Annotated in this window: 19 protein-coding genes; 13 read left to right on the top strand and 6 right to left on the bottom strand. The window is 31.9% G+C overall.

The genetic code is table 11. The features are described 5' to 3' along the window. Nucleotides 1-9: 9 nt before the first annotated feature. The 11 genes from AAYQ19_RS14750 to AAYQ19_RS14700 all read left to right on the top strand — a co-directional run bounded on the left by AAYQ19_RS14750 (nt 10) and on the right by AAYQ19_RS14700 (nt 12,369). Nucleotides 10-1,443, top strand: coding sequence for an MBOAT family O-acyltransferase (locus AAYQ19_RS14750; protein WP_343537256.1), 1,434 nt, complete (start codon nt 10-12; stop codon nt 1,441-1,443). Next, a complete protein-coding gene (locus AAYQ19_RS14745; RefSeq protein WP_343537254.1) occupies nt 1,443-2,324 on the top strand; it encodes a hypothetical protein in 882 nt (293 codons plus the stop codon). Before AAYQ19_RS14750 ends, AAYQ19_RS14745 begins: the two co-directional genes overlap by 1 nt. A gap of 4 nt (nt 2,325-2,328) precedes the next feature. Then, the gene (locus AAYQ19_RS14740) at nt 2,329-3,480 is read left to right on the top strand and encodes a glycosyltransferase family 4 protein (protein ID WP_343537252.1); all 1,152 of its coding nucleotides are present in this window, start codon (nt 2,329-2,331) and stop codon (nt 3,478-3,480) included. Beyond that, nucleotides 3,477-5,018, top strand: a complete 1,542-nt coding sequence (locus AAYQ19_RS14735) for a glycosyltransferase family 2 protein (RefSeq protein WP_343537250.1) — start codon at nt 3,477-3,479, stop codon at nt 5,016-5,018. The genes AAYQ19_RS14740 and AAYQ19_RS14735 overlap by 4 nt, the downstream gene beginning before the upstream one ends. Next, a complete protein-coding gene (locus AAYQ19_RS14730) occupies nt 5,015-6,016 on the top strand; it encodes a glycosyltransferase family 2 protein (RefSeq protein ID WP_343537248.1) in 1,002 nt (333 codons plus the stop codon). Before AAYQ19_RS14735 ends, AAYQ19_RS14730 begins: the two co-directional genes overlap by 4 nt. Next, nucleotides 6,013-6,819, top strand: a complete 807-nt coding sequence (locus AAYQ19_RS14725; RefSeq protein WP_343537246.1) for a class I SAM-dependent methyltransferase — start codon at nt 6,013-6,015, stop codon at nt 6,817-6,819. Before AAYQ19_RS14730 ends, AAYQ19_RS14725 begins: the two co-directional genes overlap by 4 nt. Before the next feature lie 5 nt (nt 6,820-6,824). Beyond that, nucleotides 6,825-7,379, top strand: a complete 555-nt coding sequence (locus tag AAYQ19_RS14720; protein WP_343537244.1) for a serine O-acetyltransferase — start codon at nt 6,825-6,827, stop codon at nt 7,377-7,379. Beyond that, nucleotides 7,379-8,488, top strand: a complete 1,110-nt coding sequence (locus AAYQ19_RS14715) for a glycosyltransferase (RefSeq protein ID WP_343537243.1) — start codon at nt 7,379-7,381, stop codon at nt 8,486-8,488. The genes AAYQ19_RS14720 and AAYQ19_RS14715 overlap by 1 nt, the downstream gene beginning before the upstream one ends. Nucleotides 8,489-8,491: 3 nt before the next feature. Then, nucleotides 8,492-9,568, top strand: a complete 1,077-nt coding sequence (locus tag AAYQ19_RS14710) for a glycosyltransferase (protein ID WP_343537242.1) — start codon at nt 8,492-8,494, stop codon at nt 9,566-9,568. Next, a complete protein-coding gene (locus AAYQ19_RS14705) occupies nt 9,569-10,915 on the top strand; it encodes an O-antigen ligase family protein (RefSeq protein WP_343537241.1) in 1,347 nt (448 codons plus the stop codon). 62 nt (nt 10,916-10,977) lie between these two features. After that, entirely contained in the window at nt 10,978-12,369 is a 1,392-nt protein-coding gene (locus AAYQ19_RS14700; RefSeq protein WP_343537508.1) for an exopolysaccharide biosynthesis polyprenyl glycosylphosphotransferase, read from the top strand. Nucleotides 12,370-12,371: 2 nt separating this feature from the next. Here the strand turns inward: AAYQ19_RS14700 and AAYQ19_RS14695 are convergent, their stop codons facing one another. Both AAYQ19_RS14695 and AAYQ19_RS14690 read right to left on the bottom strand, forming a co-directional pair. Further along, the gene (locus tag AAYQ19_RS14695) at nt 12,372-13,508 is read right to left on the bottom strand and encodes an Lnb N-terminal periplasmic domain-containing protein (RefSeq protein WP_343537240.1); all 1,137 of its coding nucleotides are present in this window, start codon (nt 13,506-13,508) and stop codon (nt 12,372-12,374) included. A gap of 39 nt (nt 13,509-13,547) precedes the next feature. Beyond that, nucleotides 13,548-14,615: a putative type IX sorting system protein PorV2 gene (locus AAYQ19_RS14690; protein WP_445709698.1), complete on the bottom strand. Its 1,068-nt coding sequence runs from the start codon at nt 14,613-14,615 to the stop codon at nt 13,548-13,550. A gap of 246 nt (nt 14,616-14,861) precedes the next feature. Between AAYQ19_RS14690 and AAYQ19_RS14685 the strand changes: the two genes are divergently transcribed. Both AAYQ19_RS14685 and AAYQ19_RS14680 read left to right on the top strand, forming a co-directional pair. Beyond that, nucleotides 14,862-15,572 (top strand): CDP-alcohol phosphatidyltransferase family protein, encoded by a 711-nt coding sequence (locus tag AAYQ19_RS14685; RefSeq protein ID WP_343537238.1) that lies wholly within the window; start codon nt 14,862-14,864, stop codon nt 15,570-15,572. Between the two features lie 10 nt (nt 15,573-15,582). After that, on the top strand, nt 15,583-16,434 hold the full coding sequence (locus AAYQ19_RS14680; RefSeq protein WP_343537237.1) for a glycoside hydrolase family 25 protein: 852 nt from the start codon (nt 15,583-15,585) through the stop codon (nt 16,432-16,434). Between the two features lie 76 nt (nt 16,435-16,510). Here the strand turns inward: AAYQ19_RS14680 and lptB are convergent, their stop codons facing one another. From lptB to AAYQ19_RS14660, 4 genes are all read right to left on the bottom strand, one after another. After that, entirely contained in the window at nt 16,511-17,251 is a 741-nt protein-coding gene (gene lptB / locus AAYQ19_RS14675) for an LPS export ABC transporter ATP-binding protein (protein WP_026727785.1), read from the bottom strand. A gap of 212 nt (nt 17,252-17,463) precedes the next feature. Continuing rightward, on the bottom strand, nt 17,464-17,814 hold the full coding sequence (locus AAYQ19_RS14670; RefSeq protein ID WP_091496500.1) for a carboxymuconolactone decarboxylase family protein: 351 nt from the start codon (nt 17,812-17,814) through the stop codon (nt 17,464-17,466). Next, the gene (gene tatC / locus AAYQ19_RS14665) at nt 17,807-18,622 is read right to left on the bottom strand and encodes a twin-arginine translocase subunit TatC (protein ID WP_343537234.1); all 816 of its coding nucleotides are present in this window, start codon (nt 18,620-18,622) and stop codon (nt 17,807-17,809) included. The genes AAYQ19_RS14670 and tatC overlap by 8 nt, the downstream gene beginning before the upstream one ends. Beyond that, nucleotides 18,622-19,587 carry a KpsF/GutQ family sugar-phosphate isomerase gene (locus AAYQ19_RS14660; RefSeq protein ID WP_343537232.1) on the bottom strand — a complete coding sequence of 322 codons (966 nt, stop codon included), beginning with the start codon at nt 19,585-19,587 and terminating at the stop codon, nt 18,622-18,624. Before AAYQ19_RS14660 ends, tatC begins: the two co-directional genes overlap by 1 nt.

The raw sequence follows: 19,587 nt of genomic DNA, 5'->3' as shown, positions 1-19,587 counted from the left end.
ATACCTTAAATGTTTTTTAATTCATTAGCATTCGCTATTTTTTTACCGATTGTTTTTTTCTTGTATTGGTTTGTTTTCAATAAAACCAAGAGCACGCAAAATGCTTTATTAATTGTTGCCAGTTACTATTTTTATTCTTGTTGGGATTGGAGATTTTTGTTTTTACTGGTTTTCTCAACATTTTTGGATTATTATACTGGGATTCAAATTGAAAAAGGAAAATCTGAAAACAACCGAAGATTCTGGTTTTGGTTAAGCATTGTGGTCAATCTGGGATTTTTAGGGATTTTTAAATACTATAACTTTTTTGCTGTTTCATTTGCTGATTTATTAAATACACTAGGATTTAAGGCAAGTCCTATTTTATTGAAAGTGATATTGCCCGTTGGGATTTCATTTTATACTTTTCATGGACTTTCGTATGTAATTGATATCTATTACAAAAGAATCAAGGCCGAATATAATTTTATTGACTATTCGCTTTTCGTTAGCTATTTTCCACTTTTGGTTGCAGGGCCAATTGAAAGAGCAACTCATTTATTGCCAGAAGTGAAAGTCAAAAGAGAGTTTGATTTGGAAAAAGCAAAAGATGGTGTTTATCAAATCATTTGGGGTTTAGTCAAAAAAGTAGTCATTGCGGATACCTGTGCTACTTATGCTAATGCCATTTTTGATAATTATACATCAATGAATTCATTTTCATTGATTTTGGGCGCCGTTTATTTTGCATTTCAAATTTATGGCGACTTCTCGGGATATTCAGATATTGCGTTAGGAGTTTCAAAATTATTCGGGTTGGATTTATTGCGAAATTTCAATTATCCTTATTTTTCAAGAGATATTGCAGAGTTTTGGCGTCGTTGGCATATTTCGCTTTCTTCTTGGTTTCGAGATTATCTTTATATTCCGTTGGGTGGAAGCAAAGGCGGGCTTTGGATGAAAATCAGAAATACATTTATCATTTTCCTTGTCAGTGGTTTTTGGCATGGTGCCAATTGGACGTATGTCGTTTGGGGACTAATAAATGCTATTTACTTTTTGCCTTTGTTGTTGTCAAAAAGCAATCGAAATAATATGGATGTTGTTCAGCTTCAATTTAATTTTGATTCGCTTAAAGTCGTACTAAGTATTTTGTACACATTTGCATTGACCTGTATTGCTTGGGTGTTTTTTAGAGCAAAAACAATAACAGATGCAGTTTTATATTTGAAACGAATTATTACGAATCGAGACTTTAAATTTCAATATCTGGATAATGAAAGATATAGTTACGAATTGCTCTTATTGATAGGATTATTTGTATTAGTAGAATGGTACAGTCGTGATAAAGTGGAGCCAATTTCAGGCAAGAAAAGCCTCCTGAAAATTGCACTAGCAATTACCGCTATTATTGCCTTTGGAACCTATTCTGATTATAAAGAATTTATATATTTTCAGTTTTAATGAAGAAGTTTTTAATTTATACAGCAAAAATTCTTCTGATCGTAATTTTAATTGCGATTGCTTTAGATGGACTTTACACTTATGTTTTTTTGAAATCTAAGAACAGAGGTAAAATAGAAACTGTTTTTAATTTAAGTGCTCAAAATTATGATGTGGTAATTTTAGGTTCTTCTAGAGCAAACAATCATTTTGTATCGCAAATGTTTGAAGACAAAGGATTAAAAGCATTTAATTACGGCATGAGTGGCGGACATTTGTTTGAAGCATCTTTAATGCTGAAATTAATGATTGAAAGAAAATATGTAATTAAAAATGTAATTCTGGAAGCCGACTTAAATCTTTCTAATGATAAAGAATCGGAAGGAGTGTCTGCAAAATTTTTGCCTTATATACATAATTCAGAGGTTATAAAAAAACATTTTGAAATACAGGAAAATTTTAATGAACTGTATTATATTCCATTTTATAGATATATAAAGTATGACTCAAAAATTGGTTTTAGAGAAGTGTATAAAATCGCAACAAATGAAACTACTAATACTTTAGATAATTTAGGATATTATCCTTTGCAGAAGCATAAAAATGGCAATATGAAAAATAATATTGTCAATTTAAATCCGCTTCCTCACAATAAATATTATGAAGAAATAAAAAGCATCTGTAAAGCGAATAACATAAATTTTACTGCAGTAATGACGCCAATGTGCGAAAACGTAGTTGGAATGAATTATTTTGAAAAGGTGAAAAAAGCATATCCTGAAATTCATAATTACGAAAATGTCGTTATTGAGAATAAGTACTTTTCATCATGTGGACATATGACAGATGAAGGAGCGAAGCTTTTTACTGCAAGAATTTTAAAAGATTTTTTCAAAAAATAAGACTATGAAAGTTGCTTTTTTAACACCAGAATATCCACATGCAAAAACAGGTATTTCAGGAGGTTTAGGAACCAGTATCAAAAACTTGGCAATAGGACTTTTAGCACAAGGCGTTTCTGTGCGAGTACTTGTTTACGGACAAAAGGAAGATAATTTTTTTGATGATAATGGTGTTTTAATTCAGCAAATCAAGAATGTTAAAGTTAAAGGATTGTCATGGTGGTTTACCAGAAAAAAACTGGAGCGAATTATTAATGACTTATATTCTAAAAAAGAAATAGATATTGTTGAGGCAACAGACTGGACAGGAATTACCTCTTTTATTAAGCCAAAAAAATGTCCGCTAATAATTAGATTAAATGGTTCGGATACTTATTTCTGTCATTTAGATAATCGCCCTGTCAAATGGAAGAATAAGTTTCATGAAAAAAGAGCATTACAAAATGCCGATGCACTATTATCGGTAAGCCAGTTTACAGCAGATAAAACGAATTCTGTTTTTGGTTTAAATAAGAAATTCGGAATTATCCCAAACCCTATCGATTCGAAACTTTTTCACACGAATATGCAAAATGACAAGACAAGTCTAAACATTTTGTATTTTGGAAGCCTTATTCGTAAAAAAGGACTTTTAGAATTGCCATTGATTTTTAATAAGGTTGTAGAGCGTAATGCTGCAGCAAAATTAATTTTAGTTGGAAAAGATGTTCCAGATATTATTTCTGGTAATTCGTCAACTTGGGCAATGATGCAAGATCTCTTTTCTGAAAAAGCATTAAAAAATGTGGAATATCTTGGAGGAGTTCCTTATAACGAAATAAAAGAAAAAATCCAACAGTCAAGAATATGTGTGTTCCCTTCTTTTGCTGAAGCTTTTCCAGTTTCGTGGCTTGAAGCAATGGCATTAGAAAAACCAATTGTTGCTTCAGACGTTGGTTGGGCAAGTGAAATGATTGATAATGGAACAAATGGTTTTTTGGTGGATCCTAAAGATCATGGATTGTATGCAGAACGAATAAGTGAGTTTTTAGAAGATGAGACTTTATGTCTGAAAGCAGGAAAAGAAGCTAGAAAAAAAGTCGAAGAATTTTTTGATATTGAAGTTCTGGCCAAAAAAAATATTGAGTTTTATAATAAGATAATAGTTACGCTGTGATAGTAATCTACCATGATCATCATAAGGTCGTTAAAATTGATGCGCTGACAAATGAAATTTTGTCTTTTAATAAAAAAGGCACTATATCATCAGTTCTAATAGAAACGGCTATAAAATATCCAGAATCAAAAATAGTTTGGTGTGATCAAAAATTTGAAAAACTACTAGATCTTGATAGTTTAAATAATGCTTTTCATCATGACAAAATGATGCTAAGTTATGATCCAAATACCTTTGGTTTTTTTGGCAACGAAATTGGATATGTCGATGAATCTGTATTTATCAAAGTGAATAAGGAAGTAACATATCCAACTTGGCAAATGAGTAGTACAGTTGGAACTATTCATGCTAAATCTTTATTGATGATTAAAGATAAAATCAAACAAGATCACAATTTTGATTATTATTTGAGTTCGATTGCTAAACTATGTATGCCATTAGGGCTTTTATGCTATTCTGAGCCTTCATTGCTGAAAAAACACTCTACAATTGAAAAAACTGGTGCCAATAGATTTGTTCTATTTCGTTTTGTAAAACAACATTATAGAACACGTTGGGTATTCTTATTGTTTTTGAATTTATTTCTTTATGAAAAACGTTTAGCTCTATTGCCGCTTATATTTTGTTTCTTATATAACAGAAGGAAAATAAAAAAAGATGTGTTGGAAAATATTGCAGTACAGTCAAATAAGAAAGTACTTGATACAGGAACAATTGACGTAATTATTCCAACCATCGGAAGAAAAGAATATTTGTTTAATGTTTTAAAAGATTTATCCGTTCAGACTCAATTGCCAAAAAAAGTAATCATTGTAGAGCAAAATCCAAATCCTGAAAGTACTTCCGAACTGGATTATTTAACTAATAACGAATGGCCTTTTGTAATCAAACATATTTTTACACATCAGGCGGGCGCATGCAATGCACGAAATTTGGCCTTAGCAGAAGTTGAAAGCGAATGGGTATTTTTAAATGATGATGATAATGAATTTAATGCTGATTTAATTAAAGAAACGCTTTCAAATTGTGTAAAATACGGGACAGCTGTTGCAAGTAACTCTTATTTGACATCAAATGATATAAAAACAATGAATCACATACATCAGGCTTCTTTTTTTGGTTCTGGAAATAGTTTTGTTTTGAGTAAATTACTTGAAAAAGTTTCCTTTCGAATGGGATTCGAATTTGGTTATGGAGAGGACAGTGATTTTGGAATGCAATTGCGTAATGCTGGTTTTGATGTGCTTTATTTTCCACATCCTGAGATTTTACATCTAAAAGCGCCAATAGGTGGTTTTAGGACTAAACCTGAACTGCTTTGGAATCAAGATTTAGTGAAACCAAAGCCATCACCAACAATATCGTTGTTTAAATTGTTGCATGAAACTAAAGAGCAGCATCTTGGCTACAAAACAATTTTGTTTATTAAAGCTTACAGAAGGCAACCAGTAAAAAATCCGTTTAAATATTTTTTTAAGTTTCAAAGAGAATGGAAAAAAAGTATATACTGGGCAAATCAGTTAATCGATAGATCATGAAGTTTTCTTTAATTATTTGCACCTATATGCGACCAGAGCCTTTGCTGAAATTATTGCAGTCGGTTCAAAAGCAAAGTATTTATCCAGATGAAATTTTAATTATTGATGGATCTTTGAATAAAGATACTCAAGTTGTCCTAGAACAGAATCAATTCAAAAATTTAAAGTATTTTTTAATTGATGATGAAAATCGCGGACTTACAAGACAAAGAAATTTCGGGATTAAGAATGTAAATAACGATAACGAAATTGTTTGTTTTTTAGATGATGATACAGTTCTGGAGACAGAATATTTTCAGAAAATATTAGAAACCTATCAGATATTTCCTGATGCGCTTGGAGTTGGAGGTTATATCAGCAATGAAATAAAGTGGGAAAAGACACCAGAGAATTATATTCCGAAAAAGAATGAATTTTATTTCGATGGCTGGAAACGAACTGATGGAAGCCGTTTTGTCCTGAGAAAAAAATTGAAGCTAGACAGCGATTGCCCACCCGGTTTTTCACCTAATTTTTCACATGGAAGAAGTGTTGGATTTTTGCCACCAACCAATAAAATATATTTAGTAGAACAATTAATGGGAGGGGTGTCGTCCTTTAGAAAATCGGTCTTTGATAAGTTTTCTTTTTCAACTTATTTTGAGGGTTACGGTCTTTATGAAGATGCCGATTTTACAATCAGAGTTTCAAAAAATGGAAACCTATATTTAAATACAGCGGCAAAATTAGATCATTTTCATGCCGCTTCGGGGCGTCCAAATCAGTATAAATATGGAAAAATGGTCGTTCGGAATGGATGGTATGTTTGGAGAGTAAAGAATCCAAATCCAAATTTTAATGATCGTTTTAAATGGAACGCGATAACTATTTTGTTGACAATAATCAGATTTACTAATACATTTACAACCAATAATAAAAAAGAAGCTTTTACAGAAGCAATAGGGAGAACAATCGGATGGTGGAGTTTGTTATTTGTAAAACCAAAAATTGAAAAATGAAAACAAAAGAAACAATTTTAGAAACTAATATTAAGCAAAAGGAATTTTATAATCATAAAAAGAAAAATTTTGCTACGAGTGTTTGGTCGAAGATCAGAAATGGACTTTTAAACCGAATTAAAAAAAATATCGGGGTTCAAGATCAGGCATATGTTTTGCATAAAGAATGGTTTGGTGATTTGTCTTCAAAAAAAGTTTTAGATTTAGGCTGTTTTTCAGGTAATTATTGGTCAATGCATTTAGCAGAAAATGCAAAAGAGTATTTGGGTATTGATTTAAGCGATGTGGCAATTTCTAAATTAAATGAAAGAATCAAACATTTGCCAAATGCAGAGGCAAAAGCAATTGATTTTCTTTCGGATGAATTTACGGCCAAAGATTTTGATTTGATTTACGCTTATGGGGTACTACATCATTTTGAAAACACTTCAATTTTAATTGATAAATTAAACGAAAAACTAGCAACAGAAGGAGAAATTATAAGTTATGATCCACTTGAAACAAGTTTTCCAGTTAAAGTTTTAAGAACTTTATACAGACCTTTTCAGTCAGATGCAGCTTGGGAATGGCCATTCACAAGAAAAACATTTTATTTGTTTCAGCATTCTTTTGATATAATTGAACGTAGAGGGCTATTGGGAAAATCTAAATGGATTGCCCTTGTAAACATACTGCCGATTTCAAACGAAAAGAAAAATAAAATTGGAATAAAATGGCATAAGGAGGATTGGAATAATTCTAATTCCTCAGATTCGGCTTTATTTAGCTGTATGCACCTAACAATGCTGATGAAGAAAAAATAATATAAATGAATTTATTTCAGTTAATAATTTCGGACTATAAGAAATATCAGAAATATGGTGGGCATTTTTTTAGCATCGTTTTTCTGACACAAGGTTTTTGGGCTATTTTTCAACATAGAATTGCACATTTTATTCACATAAAGATTACATGGAAAATTTTTAGATTTCCTTTTATAGCTATTCTTATATTTTGGCAAAAAAGCATTGAAATTTTTACTGGAATTTCAATTCCTTACTCGACAAAAATTGGGCATTCTTTTTATATAGGCCATTTTGGAGGAATTATTATAAATTCAAAAACTGTAATAGGAAATAATTGTAATATTTCGCAAGGGGTAACAATTGGAGTTTCTGGTCTAGATAATAATAGAGGGACACCAATTTTAGGAGATGAGGTTTATATAGGTGCAAATTCAGTAATTGCAGGCAAAATTAATTTGGGAAATAATGTTGTTGTTGGTGCATGTTCAATGGTGAAAGATTCTTTTCCTGACGATTCAGTTGTATTAGGAGTTCCAGCAGTCTTGATTTCTCAAAAAGGTTCAAAAGGTTATATTTAATGAAATTATTAGTTGTTTCGAACGCTCCTATTATTTATAAGGAAGACAAAGCATTTGCATATAGTCCGTATGTAAAAGAATTAGAAGTTTGGTCAAAATACGCAGATATTGTTTTTTGTTGTCCGGTTTGGAAAAATGATAATGGTCTTCTTATTTCTGAAATATCTTTTGGATTTAATAAAAATTATGAATTATTCGATACTAATCTTAAATCAGTTAAAGAGATTGTAATTACATTTTTTTTAAGTTTTTATAATTTTTTTATAATATTTAAGGCAATGAATAATTGTGATCATATTCATTTGAGGTGTCCTGGAAACATTGGTTTGCTTGGGTGTATAGTGCAGATTTTTTTTCCAAGAAAAAAGAAAACAGCTAAATATGCGGGCAATTGGGATCCTAAAAGCAAACAGCCTTTGTCATATAAGTTGCAAAAAAGGATTTTAAACAATTCATTCCTAACTCGAAATATGCAGGTTTTAGTGTATGGAAATTGGGAAAATCAATCCAAAAATATCAAGCCTTTTTTTACCGCAACATATTCTGAAAAAGAAAAAGAAGTTGTTCAAGAAAACAGATCAAATGAAGTAGTAGAATTTATTTTTGTTGGCAGTTTGGTGACTGGTAAAGATCCTCTATATGCGATTAAATTAGTACAAAAATTAGTGGAAAGCGGTAGAAAAGCAAATTTGAATTTATATGGAAATGGAGTTGAAAAAGACAATCTAGAACTTTATATTAAAGCAAATAAATTAGATGATTACATTTTCTTGAAAGGAAACCAAGATAAAAATGTGGTTTTAAAAGCATACCAAAAAAGCCATTTTGTAATATTGCCATCTAAAAGTGAAGGCTGGCCAAAAGCTATTGCAGAAGGAATGTTTTGGGGATGCGTGCCTGTTGCTACAAAGGTTTCATGTGTTCCGTTTATGCTTGATTATGGTAAGCGAGGCATTTTACTTGAAATGAACCTTGAAAAGGATTTTGCTCAGATTATTGAAATACTTGACAAAAAAGATGTTTTTACAGCAAAAAGCAAAGCTTCACAGTATTGGTCGCAAATATATACCACAGATTTCTTTGAGAAAGAAATTAAAAATTTACTGTAAACAATGAGAATTGTACAAATTATAGATTCCTTAGATGCTGGTGGCGCTGAACGCATGGCAGTAAATTATGCAAATGCGCTGGCAAATAAAATTGAGTTTTCTGGTCTTGTGACGACTAGAAAAGAAGGAGCTTTGAAACAACACTTAGGTGTAGGGGTTAAATATCTTTTTTTACAGAAAAAAAGACAGATTGATATAGCGGCAATTTTTCGGTTAAGAAAATATATTGCTAAAAATAAAATAGAGATTATACATGCACATAGTTCTTCATTTTTTATAGCAGTTCTGGTAAAACTAACTTTGCCCAAAATAAGAATCATTTGGCATGACCATTATGGGAATAGAACCAATCAATCTTATAAAGAAAATCGAGTTTTGATATTTTTATCTGTATTTTTTTCTTCCATTTTAGTAGTTAATCTGCAATTAGAAGAATGGAGTAAGAAATATATGAAATGTTCACAAATATTTTTCATTCCTAATTTTGCGTCCATAAATAATATTTCTAATCCTATTACGGCATTAAATGGTGTTGAAGGCAAAAGAATTGTTTTTTTGGCTAACCTTAAAAGGCCTAAAAACCATATTTTGATTCTGAAAGCGTTTTTAAGTTTAAATTTGAATGAATTAGGTTGGAGTTTGCATTTGATCGGTAAGGATTATTATGATAATTATTCGAATGTTTTAAAGGATTTTATAGAATCGAATTCTCTAAAAGATCATATATTTTTGTACGGTGAAAAAAATGATATATCGCACATTTTATCGCAAGCAAATATCGGAGTATTAGCATCAACTGATGAAGGATTTCCTGTAACATTATTAGAGTATGCGCTTCATTCATTGCCAGTGGTCTCGACAAATGTGGGGTATTGCTCATCAGTTATAAAAAATGAGGTAACAGGATTGTTATTTAACCCTTCTTCAGTAAATGAGGCTGCTGAAAAGTTAAATAAAATGATTGAAAATGTCAGATTCAGACAGCAAATGAGTGAAAGTTTGGAAAGATTTGTAATAGAAAATTATTCAGAGGATGTTGTTATTAATAAATTAGTTTCTATTTACCAATTTAGTTATTAAATGAAAAACTTTAAACTTTCATATCCACTTATACTATTGATTCATGCATTTATTGCATTTGCAATTTTTATTTTACCAGTACTTTCTAAAGTTTATGCTTTTGCAATTCCCGTATTTGGTTTTTATTTGATGGTAAAAACTAGAAATCGAAATAATGAGGTTCTTTTGGTTTGTGCATATCTGGTAGGAGCAGAGGTTTTTTTGCGAATGACAGGGGGGAATTTTAATAATGAGTATGTAAAATTTAATCTGATTTTTTTCATGCTTTTAGGTATGATTTATAGCAGTTTTTCATCATTATCATTTATCTATTGGTTTTTTTTGATTCTCCTTATTCCTTGTATTCTAGTGACATCAACAGTTGATGATGTTAATATCGATGTGAAAAAATTATTGTTTTTTAATCTTTCTGGTCCAGTTTGTTTAGGGATTTGCTCAATATATACTTTTAGTAGACGGATTCCATTTTCTTCTGTTCAGAAGATTCTTTCTGTAATGGGACTGCCAATTTTAACTACAACAGTTTATCTTTTTCTTTATAATCCAAGTGTAAGAGATGTAGTGACAGGAACAGATTCTAACTTTGAAACTTCAGGTGGATTTGGCCCAAATCAAGTTTCAACAATTTTAGGTTTAGGAATTTTTGTTTTTTTTACTCAACTTACATTGTTTTCAAAATCGATTAGAGACATTGTTTTAAATACATGTCTTTTATTGTTTGTAAGTTATCGAGGAGTTGTAACTTTTTCTAGAGGTGGAGTTATAACGGGAATTGTGATGATTGTTTGTCTTTTGTTTTTGTTGTATTTATTTTCAAATACAAAAGGAAAAGGGAAATTTGGATTAGTCTTTATTTTAACAGGTTTAATGGGAATGGGGATTTGGACATATAGCTCGATTCAGACTAGTGGACTTATTGGAAAACGTTATGCAAACAAAGATGCTTTAGGAAGGGATAAAAAAAGTAATTTGAGTGGGCGTGAGGAGATCATGGACTCAGAAATAAAGCTGTTTTTAGATAATCCTATTTTGGGCGTCGGTGCAGGAATGGGGAAAGAAATGAGAAAAGAATCTGGAACAGAAATCGCCTCTCACAATGAAATAACAAGAATGCTTGCTGAGCATGGTATGTTTGGTGTTTTTGGACTTCTGATATTATTTATAACACCACTAATTCTTTTTATAAATAATAGACAACATCTTTATTGTATATCTTTTTATTTGTTCTGGCTCTTAACTATTAACCATGCTGCGATGCGAATTGCCGCGCCAGCATTTGTATATGCTTTATCATTACTTTCCGTACGAATTACATTCCCAGAAAAAGCTGAAAAATCAGAAGGTTAAATATAATTTTTATAATACATTTGCGTTGAAGAAAAAGTCCCCAACTTTAAAACTTACAACTTATTATGGCACAAAAAAAAATGCATTTCGAGATTTCGGAAAGGAAAATATTATTGCGCTTTTTTGATGCTGCTTTTATTTTAACAGGTTTATATGCATTGCATTTTTTGTTTGATAATCGCTACTACATTTTAGACTGGAATTATTTTTATAGACCAATTTTATTAGTTGCCTATGTTTTTATTTTCGGAGTAATTTTCGAAATGTATAATCTCCAAGTTTCCAGCAACCAATTTCAGATACTTCGAAGTGTTATTCTAACAGTTACCGCTTCAGTAATAGTATATTTGTTTACTCCTATTTTATCGCCAGAACTTCCAAAAAAACGTTTGGTTATTCTGGTTTTTTATTTTGTGGTTCTTGGCTCTTTGCTGATTTGGCGTTTTTTTTATGCCATTTTCCTAGCTTCACATCGTTTTTCACAAAATGTTGTCTTAATATGTGACAAAGACGAAGTCGAAGGATTGGTCTTAGGACTGGAAAATGTTGACCCACATTATAATATAATTGGTTTTGTAAATTCTGATTCAGTTGTTGGTGAGGTTAGTGATTTTCAGTATGTGAAAGAGATAAAAAAACAAGATTTAGAGGGTTTTGTTCATCACAATAATGTTTCTGAAATAGTTATTGCAGCTCAGAAGACAGATGGAATCACTCCAGATCTTTATCAACAATTGCTTCATTTATTAGAATCTGGAAATATTATAAAAGAATATACGCACGTTTATGAAAGCAAAACGCAACGTATTCCGGTACATTATATCGAACGCGACTTTTATAGATTTTTCCCATTCAGCCGAAGCAATAGTAATAAATTATATTTGGTTTTAATCCGTTTAATAGAGTTTGTTCTTTCTTCGATAGGTTTGGTCTTTTGCGTTTTTTTTATTCCGATTATTTTTATCGGAAATCTTATTGCGAACAAAGGAAGCTTATTTTACACGCAAGAACGCGTGGGAAAAAATGGTGTCGTCTTTAAGATTTACAAATTTAGAACCATGATCGAAAATACAGATGTGAATGGTCCTTTTGCTCAAGTAAATGATCGAAGGATTACGCCATTTGGGAAATTTATGCGAAAATCCAGATTAGACGAACTTCCTCAGTTTTTCAACATTTTGATTGGCGATATGGGCGTAATCGGACCTCGTCCTGAACGTCCTTATTTTGTTAATGAAATTGCTAAAGTAATGCCCTTTTACGAAACGCGTCATGTTATAAAACCAGGTTTGACCGGTTGGGCTCAAGTTAATTACTCGTATGGAGAATCTATAGATGAGAGTTTAATAAAACTTCAATATGATTTGTATTATATCAAACATCGAAGCGTTTTTCTTGACTTAAGTATCACTTTCAAAACCATTACAACCGTTTTATTTTATCGTGGACAATAATTTTAGATAATAATCGGAATACGTTTTTTGTTTCTGATTGCTACTCTAACTAAAACAAATCCGCTGGTTATAATCATTGGCAAAACAATAAAAAAGTGCGCTTTGTTAATTAGGAATAAAGTGTAGACAAGTAAAAAAAGTACGTGTAAAACGGCAAATCGATACGTCCATCTTTTGTTTTTCAACAGTGAAAAAACAAGCAAAATCAACAATAGCGGACTAAACAAAAGTACATTGTAGTTCATTGCCAATTCGTGGTGAAAAGAATAAAACCCAACAGCAACAAAAAAGACGCCCATCAACGATAAAATCAAAAGAAAGATTTTGTCCACTATTTTGTTTTTCGCCAAAATTACAAAACCCAATATAATGATATAAGTGTAAACATTATTCCACCATGAAGATGGCGTTTCTTTTTCAAAACTTAATAATGTTTGGCTTTTTCCGGCTAAAGGATGTCCTTGAAATGTTGTTTTATCCAAACTGTTTTTCAATTCAAAAGGTAAAAATATTTTGGTTCCCAATTGATCTACTTTGGTTCCAAAAATAATGCTGGTTCCAAGTTTATCGTAAAAATGTCCATCAAAATAAGGGAATAATATAGAACGATAGGTTTTGTCCGTATCTCCTTTTTTAGTGATAACGGTTCCGTTTAGCGTTTTATTGATAATGTCCACAACCATAGAAGTACAGTTTTTATCAATAAATTTATAGGTATAATAACGATCTTCAGAAAGTAAAGTGGCATTCAAATTATCAAATAGCTTTTGTTTTGAATCTTGCGGAATTAATAATTCTTGTTCAAAAACGCTTCGTTTCTCATAATTGTATTCATTCATAAAATCAATAAACGGGTGGACAATTACAAAATATTGAAGATCTCCTTTTGCAAACTTGGCAACAAAATTTGGCGTTCTGAAATCAAAAGCCCCATAATTATAAACGTAGTCGATATTGTTGACAGGATCAGCAACACGAATGGCTGTATGGCCAAAATAAGAATACGTTTCATTTCCAAGCCCGCAGGTTAGAACGCTTATTTTAGCATCTTTTGATAAAGGAACATTTTGGCTGAAGCCAATGAAACTCCATAAGAATAGTAAACAAAAAAGTGTTTTTTTGAAAAGGACATTTTTCATAATTTAAAATTTTTAAGAAGTTTTATTGAGTTGCAAAAATTATCTAAAGATACCTAAATCTACTTTTAAAGAAAAAATATTCGAATACAATGCTGCGCTTTGATTTCCTAAGTCAGTCAAAGCATAATCAACCTGAATTCCTTTGTATTTAAATCCAAGGCCGATATTGGGCTGGAAATTTACTTTTTCAGTATTGTCCAATTGCATTACATTCTGAAAATTTCCTGCGCCGGCTCTTAAAAAAACAAGATCAGTATAACCAAATTCAAAACCAATTGCAGGATCAATACTTACTGCTTTTGTAGAAATAATATCATTTGTTTGCTCAAATCGCATATTCAAATTTACAGCTGTCATAAGGCTGTAATCATTATGGAAATCAAATCTTCGTGAAACTCCTAATTGTGCTTTTGGCAAAGTAATTTCGGTACTTTCAGGCAATTCATTGTTTTCTCCCGGAATGGCATTGGCGATTTTTGCGTATTCTTCTTCGTCAATATTCCAGATGTTATAAGTGGTCGTAATATCACGAAGCATCAATCCGAATTTCCAGTCGTTATGTTCAAATTGCAAACCGATGTCAAAACCAAAACCCCAAGAATTGGCAAATTTTCCAATAATTCTTCGAATCACTTTTGCGTTTACACCATACTGAAAACCTTCAACAGGTAGTTTTCTCGCATACGAAAAGGTGAAACCATAATCGGCAGTTGAGAATAAACTAATTCGGTTGTAATCGATATTTCCTTGGCTGTCGATCAATTGCGTAGTATCCATAATATCATCGACGCCAAAACGAATCATCGAAATTCCCCATGCACTTCTGTCGTCAATCGGGCTTGCGTAGCCAATGTAATCGTATTGTGCGATATTAGCGAAATAATTCGCGTGCATTAATGAAATTTGATGGTCTTCAAGATTAGTCAAGCCCGCCGGATTCCAATAAACGGCGTTTACATCGTTTGTTGACGCAGTTACAGCGCTCGACATTCCTAATGCAGCGGCATCAACACCAATATTCATAAACTCATTCGAATATTTCCGAACGGTTTGTGCATACTGTGCAGTAAAACTCCAAAATAATAAAAGCGCAAAAAGTTTTTTCAACTGATGTTTATTTGCAGATTTAGGCCTGTTTTTAATTTTCTTCAAAAATATAATTTTTTGGCCATGTAATTTTCGTCCTTCTGATAAATATCAAGAAAGTTGTAATTTCAAACTTCTTTTTTAACGAACTCGTTTTCTATTGAGTATAAAAAATCAAGTAGATTGTTTAAATAATTTATGGCAAATGTAAAAATGGCATGTTATTTTATACGAAATTTGTTCTCACCATTATCAAAATTTAAAAAGATGAATATCAAAAAACACATTCCTAATTTAATTACCTTAATAAATCTTTTCTGTGGCTGTGTAGCTATTGTTTTTATTTCGCAAGCCAATTTTGAGATGGCTTTTTACATGGTTTGTCTAGGAATCTTCTTTGACTTTTTTGATGGTTTTTTCGCGAGATTATTCAAAGTTTCAAGTCCGTTAGGTTTGCAATTAGATTCTCTGGCGGATATGGTAACCAGTGGTGTTGCGCCAGGATATGTAATGTACAGCCTTTTTTCTAACAGTGCACATGAATTGGGAACAAATCCAGCGATCCCTTTTCTTGGATTTATTGTGACTTTGGGATCTTGCTACCGATTGGCAAATTTTAATATTGATACACGTCAAACAGATTCATTTATTGGATTGCCAACTCCGGCAAATTCCTTGTTTATTTTGAGCTTGCCTTTGGTTCTGAAATTTTCAGATTCTTTGATGTTGCTTGAAATTTTAACGAATCAATATGTACTATTGGCAATTACTTTATGCAGTGCTTATATTTTAAATGCTGAAATTCCTTTGTTTGCTTTAAAAATTAAGAAATTCACTTTTAAAGATAATGCATTGCAAATTGTATTTTTAGCAATTTCTCTTGCATTGCTTTTATTACTTCACTTTGGAGCAATTCCGGTGATCATCATTTTTTATGTATTGTTATCAATCGTAAATAATATGTTTTTGAAAAAGTAGTTGTACCCGAATGGCTAGAAAAACGACAAGACGAACTAATTATTCGCGAAAAGCACAACCATCGCTTTTTAGCAGGCTGATTCGGTTTTTGGTATACTCTTTTTTGACAGTACTTTTTATTGGAACAATTTATCATTATAGCGCGGGATTAGCATATTATCTCGGATTTAAATCAGATAAAACTTTAGATGAAAATGAAGTTGACAAACATCTTTCAGATGTTCGAAATATTCGCGTTCTTGAAAATCACAAAGGAAAAGTTGTAGGTTTTGATGTATCTGAATTTCAAGGAAAAGTTGATTGGGAAGAAGTTGAAATTTTAGACGAAAAATATCCTGTGCAATTTGTTTTTATAAGAGCAACCGCCGGAAATGATTATGTTGACAGGCAATTCAAACGCAATTGGGAAGGAGCGAAGGAAAACAAAATCATGCGTGGCGCCTATCATTATTACCGTCCAAACGAAAATTCAATCGAGCAAGCCAATCTTTTTATTAAAACGGTAAAATTGCAAAAAGGCGATCTTCCACCGGTTTTGGATATCGAAAAATTACCAAAAAATCAACCTTTAGACAGTTTGAAAAAAGGTTTAAAACGTTGGCTGACTAAAGTTGAAAAACATTATCAGGTTCGCCCAATCATTTACTCGGGAGAAAGATATTATACTGATTTTTTGAAAGAAGAATTTGGTGAATATTTATTCTGGATTGCCAATTATAATTTCTACAGAGAAAAAATTGAAGATGATTGGCTGTTTTGGCAGTTTACAGAAAAAGCTTCATTGCCAGGAATTGATCATCGCGTTGATGTTAATATTTATAATGGCGATTTAGAGCAATTGCAGTTTATTACTGTCGAATAAAAAAGTCGAAAGTTAAAAGTCAAAAAAAAATGGTAAAAAGTTAATTTGTTTCACTTTTTACCATTTTTATATTTTTTTAGAATTCCAATTTCTTTTTACGAAGTTCGAAGTTTTGTCCAAGATATACACGGCGAACCATTTCATCTTCAACCAGTTCTTCTGGAACTCCAGCTTTCAGGATTCCTCCCTCAAACATTAAGTATGTTTTATCGGTAATCGCTAGCGTTTCTTGAACGTTGTGATCCGTAATCAAAATCCCGATGTTTTTGTTTTTTAATTGCGCGACAATTCGCTGAATATCTTCAACCGCAACCGGGTCAACTCCCGCGAAAGGCTCATCCAATAAAATAAATTTTGGATCGGTTGCCAATGCACGTGCAATCTCAGTACGACGACGCTCACCTCCAGAAAGTAAATCGCCTCGGTTGGTACGAATGTGCTCTAAACTGAATTCTTCAATCAAGCTTTCCATTTTAGCAATTTGTGCTTCTTTAGAAAGTTTTGTCAATTGCAAAACACTCAGAATGTTATCTTCAATACTTAATTTTCTAAAAACCGAAGCTTCTTGTGCCAAATATCCAATTCCTTGCTGTGCGCGCTTGTACATTGGATAATCGGTAATATTTAAATCATCAAGATAAATATTCCCCATATTTGGTTTTACCAATCCTACAATCATATAGAAAGAAGTGGTTTTTCCAGCACCATTCGGACCCAAAAGGCCCACAATTTCTCCTTGATTTACTTCAACAGAAATTCCTTTTACAACACTTCGGCCTTTGTAGGTTTTGATTAAATTATCGGCTCTTAGCTTCATTTAGTTCAATTAGATAATTAGATAATTAGATAATTTGAAAATGAGATAATTGAAAAACTAACTCAATTTTTAATTTTAAAATTTATTCGAAGAGGCAAATTAAAAGTAAAATAATCAATCAGATAAATGAATTAACAAATTATTGCATTTTAAAATCAGATATTTACGTTTTTAAGGCAATTATCTAATTATCTAATTGACACATTTTCTAATTATTTCCCCGCTTCTTCAAGAGCTTCCCAGAATTCGTAAGCTCTTCTTAAATGAGGAATAACAATTGTTCCGCCAACAAGAGTTGCGATTCCCATTGCTTCCATCATTTCTTCTTTAGAAACACCTTCTTTATAGCTTGTTTCTAAATGGTATTTTACGCAGTCATCGCATCTTAAAACTGTTGATGCAACTAGACCTAAAAGTTCTTTTGTTTTAACATCAAGAGCACCTTCTGCGTAAGCGTTAGTGTCAAGATTGAAAATTCGCTTTACAATTTTGTTATTGTCAGCTAATAATTTTTCGTTCATTTTAGAACGATAGTCGTTAAATTCTTGTACGATATCAGACATTTTCTTTCATTTTATTTCGATAAACAATCTTTGAAATAAGGATACTCACTTCGTAGATAATCAACATCGGGATAGCAACAATAGTTTGGCTTACTACATCCGGTGGTGTTACAATTGCGGCGATAATTAAAATAATTACAACAGCATATTTCCAATATTTTCTTAAAAAAGCAGGTGTTACTAAACCTAATTTGGTTAAGAAATAAATAGCGATTGGCAACTCAAAAAAGATGGCACTTCCGAGGATACTCGTTTTTACCATTCCCATATACGATTCAAGCGTAAATTGGTTTTTTACAATATCACTTACCGAGAAAGTAGCAACGAAGTTTACCGACATCGGAATTACAACATAATACCCAAACAATACGCCTAAAAAGAAAAGCAATGAGGAAACGAATATAAATACTTTAGCATTTTTTCTTTCTTTTTCATACAAAGCCGGGCTGATGAATTTCCAGATTTCCCATAAAATATAAGGGAAACTCAAAATGAATCCTGCTAATAAACACATCCAAACGAATATATTTACCTGACCTTCCATTTCAGTATTTTGAATAATGAAATTCAGTTCTGTAATACAAATGCTATCCGCAAATCCTAATGAATGTGATAAGTCGCAAAACCAAACATACGTAAAGAATGTTGGTCGGATTGGACCTAAAATAATTTGATCAAATAAATAATCACTCACAAAATAAGTCACAAATGCCATAATACATATCGCAATTGTGCTTCTAACTAATAACCATCTAAGTTCTTCAAGATGGTCCAAAAATGACATCTCGCCAAGGTTTTTCTTTGCCATTATACGATTCCTTCTTTTAAAATGTCATGTAAATGTAATACTCCTTTATATTCGCCATTATCGGCAACGATTAGCTGTGTGATAGAGAAATCTTCTAAGATATTCAACGCATCAACAGCCATTGTTTCTGATGAAACTAATTTTGGGTTTTTCGACATGATATCTCTCGCCGTCAAATCAGCAATAGAATCTCTGTCGTTCAGCATTCTTCGGATGTCTCCATCCGTAATAATTCCGACGATTTTATTGTCTTCAATAACGGCAGTTACGCCCAGTCTTTTTTCAGAAATTTCAAAAATTGCTTTTTTGATTGAAGTTTCTGGAGTAACCATTGGTTTTAAAGAATGCTCAATCATGTCTTTTACTTTAAGCAATAATTTTTTGCCTAAAGCGCCTCCCGGATGATAAATTGCAAAATCTTCGGGTTTAAAATCGCGCATTTCCATCAAGCAAACCGCAAGTGCGTCACCCATGACAAGTTGTGCCGTAGTACTGTTTGTTGGAGCAAGATTTATTGGGCAAGCTTCGATTTCGACAGTCGTGTTCAAAACATAGTCCGAACCTTTTGCCAAAAATGAAGTAATATTTCCTGTCATTCCAATTAATGTATTTCCGAAACGTTTTAATAACGGAACCAAAACTTTAATTTCAGGACTGTTCCCGCTTTTTGAAATACAGATTATGATATCTTCATTTTGAATCATTCCCAAGTCGCCGTGAATGGCTTCTGAGGCATGCAAAAACATCGATGGAGTTCCGGTTGAATTAAAAGTAGCAACCATTTTTTGTGCAATAATGGCGCTTTTTCCGATTCCTGTAACGATCAAACGGCCTTTACATTCATAAATACGCTGAACCGCTTCGTAGAAATTTTCGTCAAGAAAATCAATTAATTTTGTAATTGCCTCACTTTCAGATAGTATTGTTTTTTTGGCAATCGCCAATATATTTTCTTTTGAGATCAA

The organism is Flavobacterium mesophilum (genome assembly GCF_039581405.1).
Lineage (GTDB): Bacteria > Bacteroidota > Bacteroidia > Flavobacteriales > Flavobacteriaceae > Flavobacterium.
This window is presented reverse-complemented; position numbering and strand designations above follow the sequence as displayed.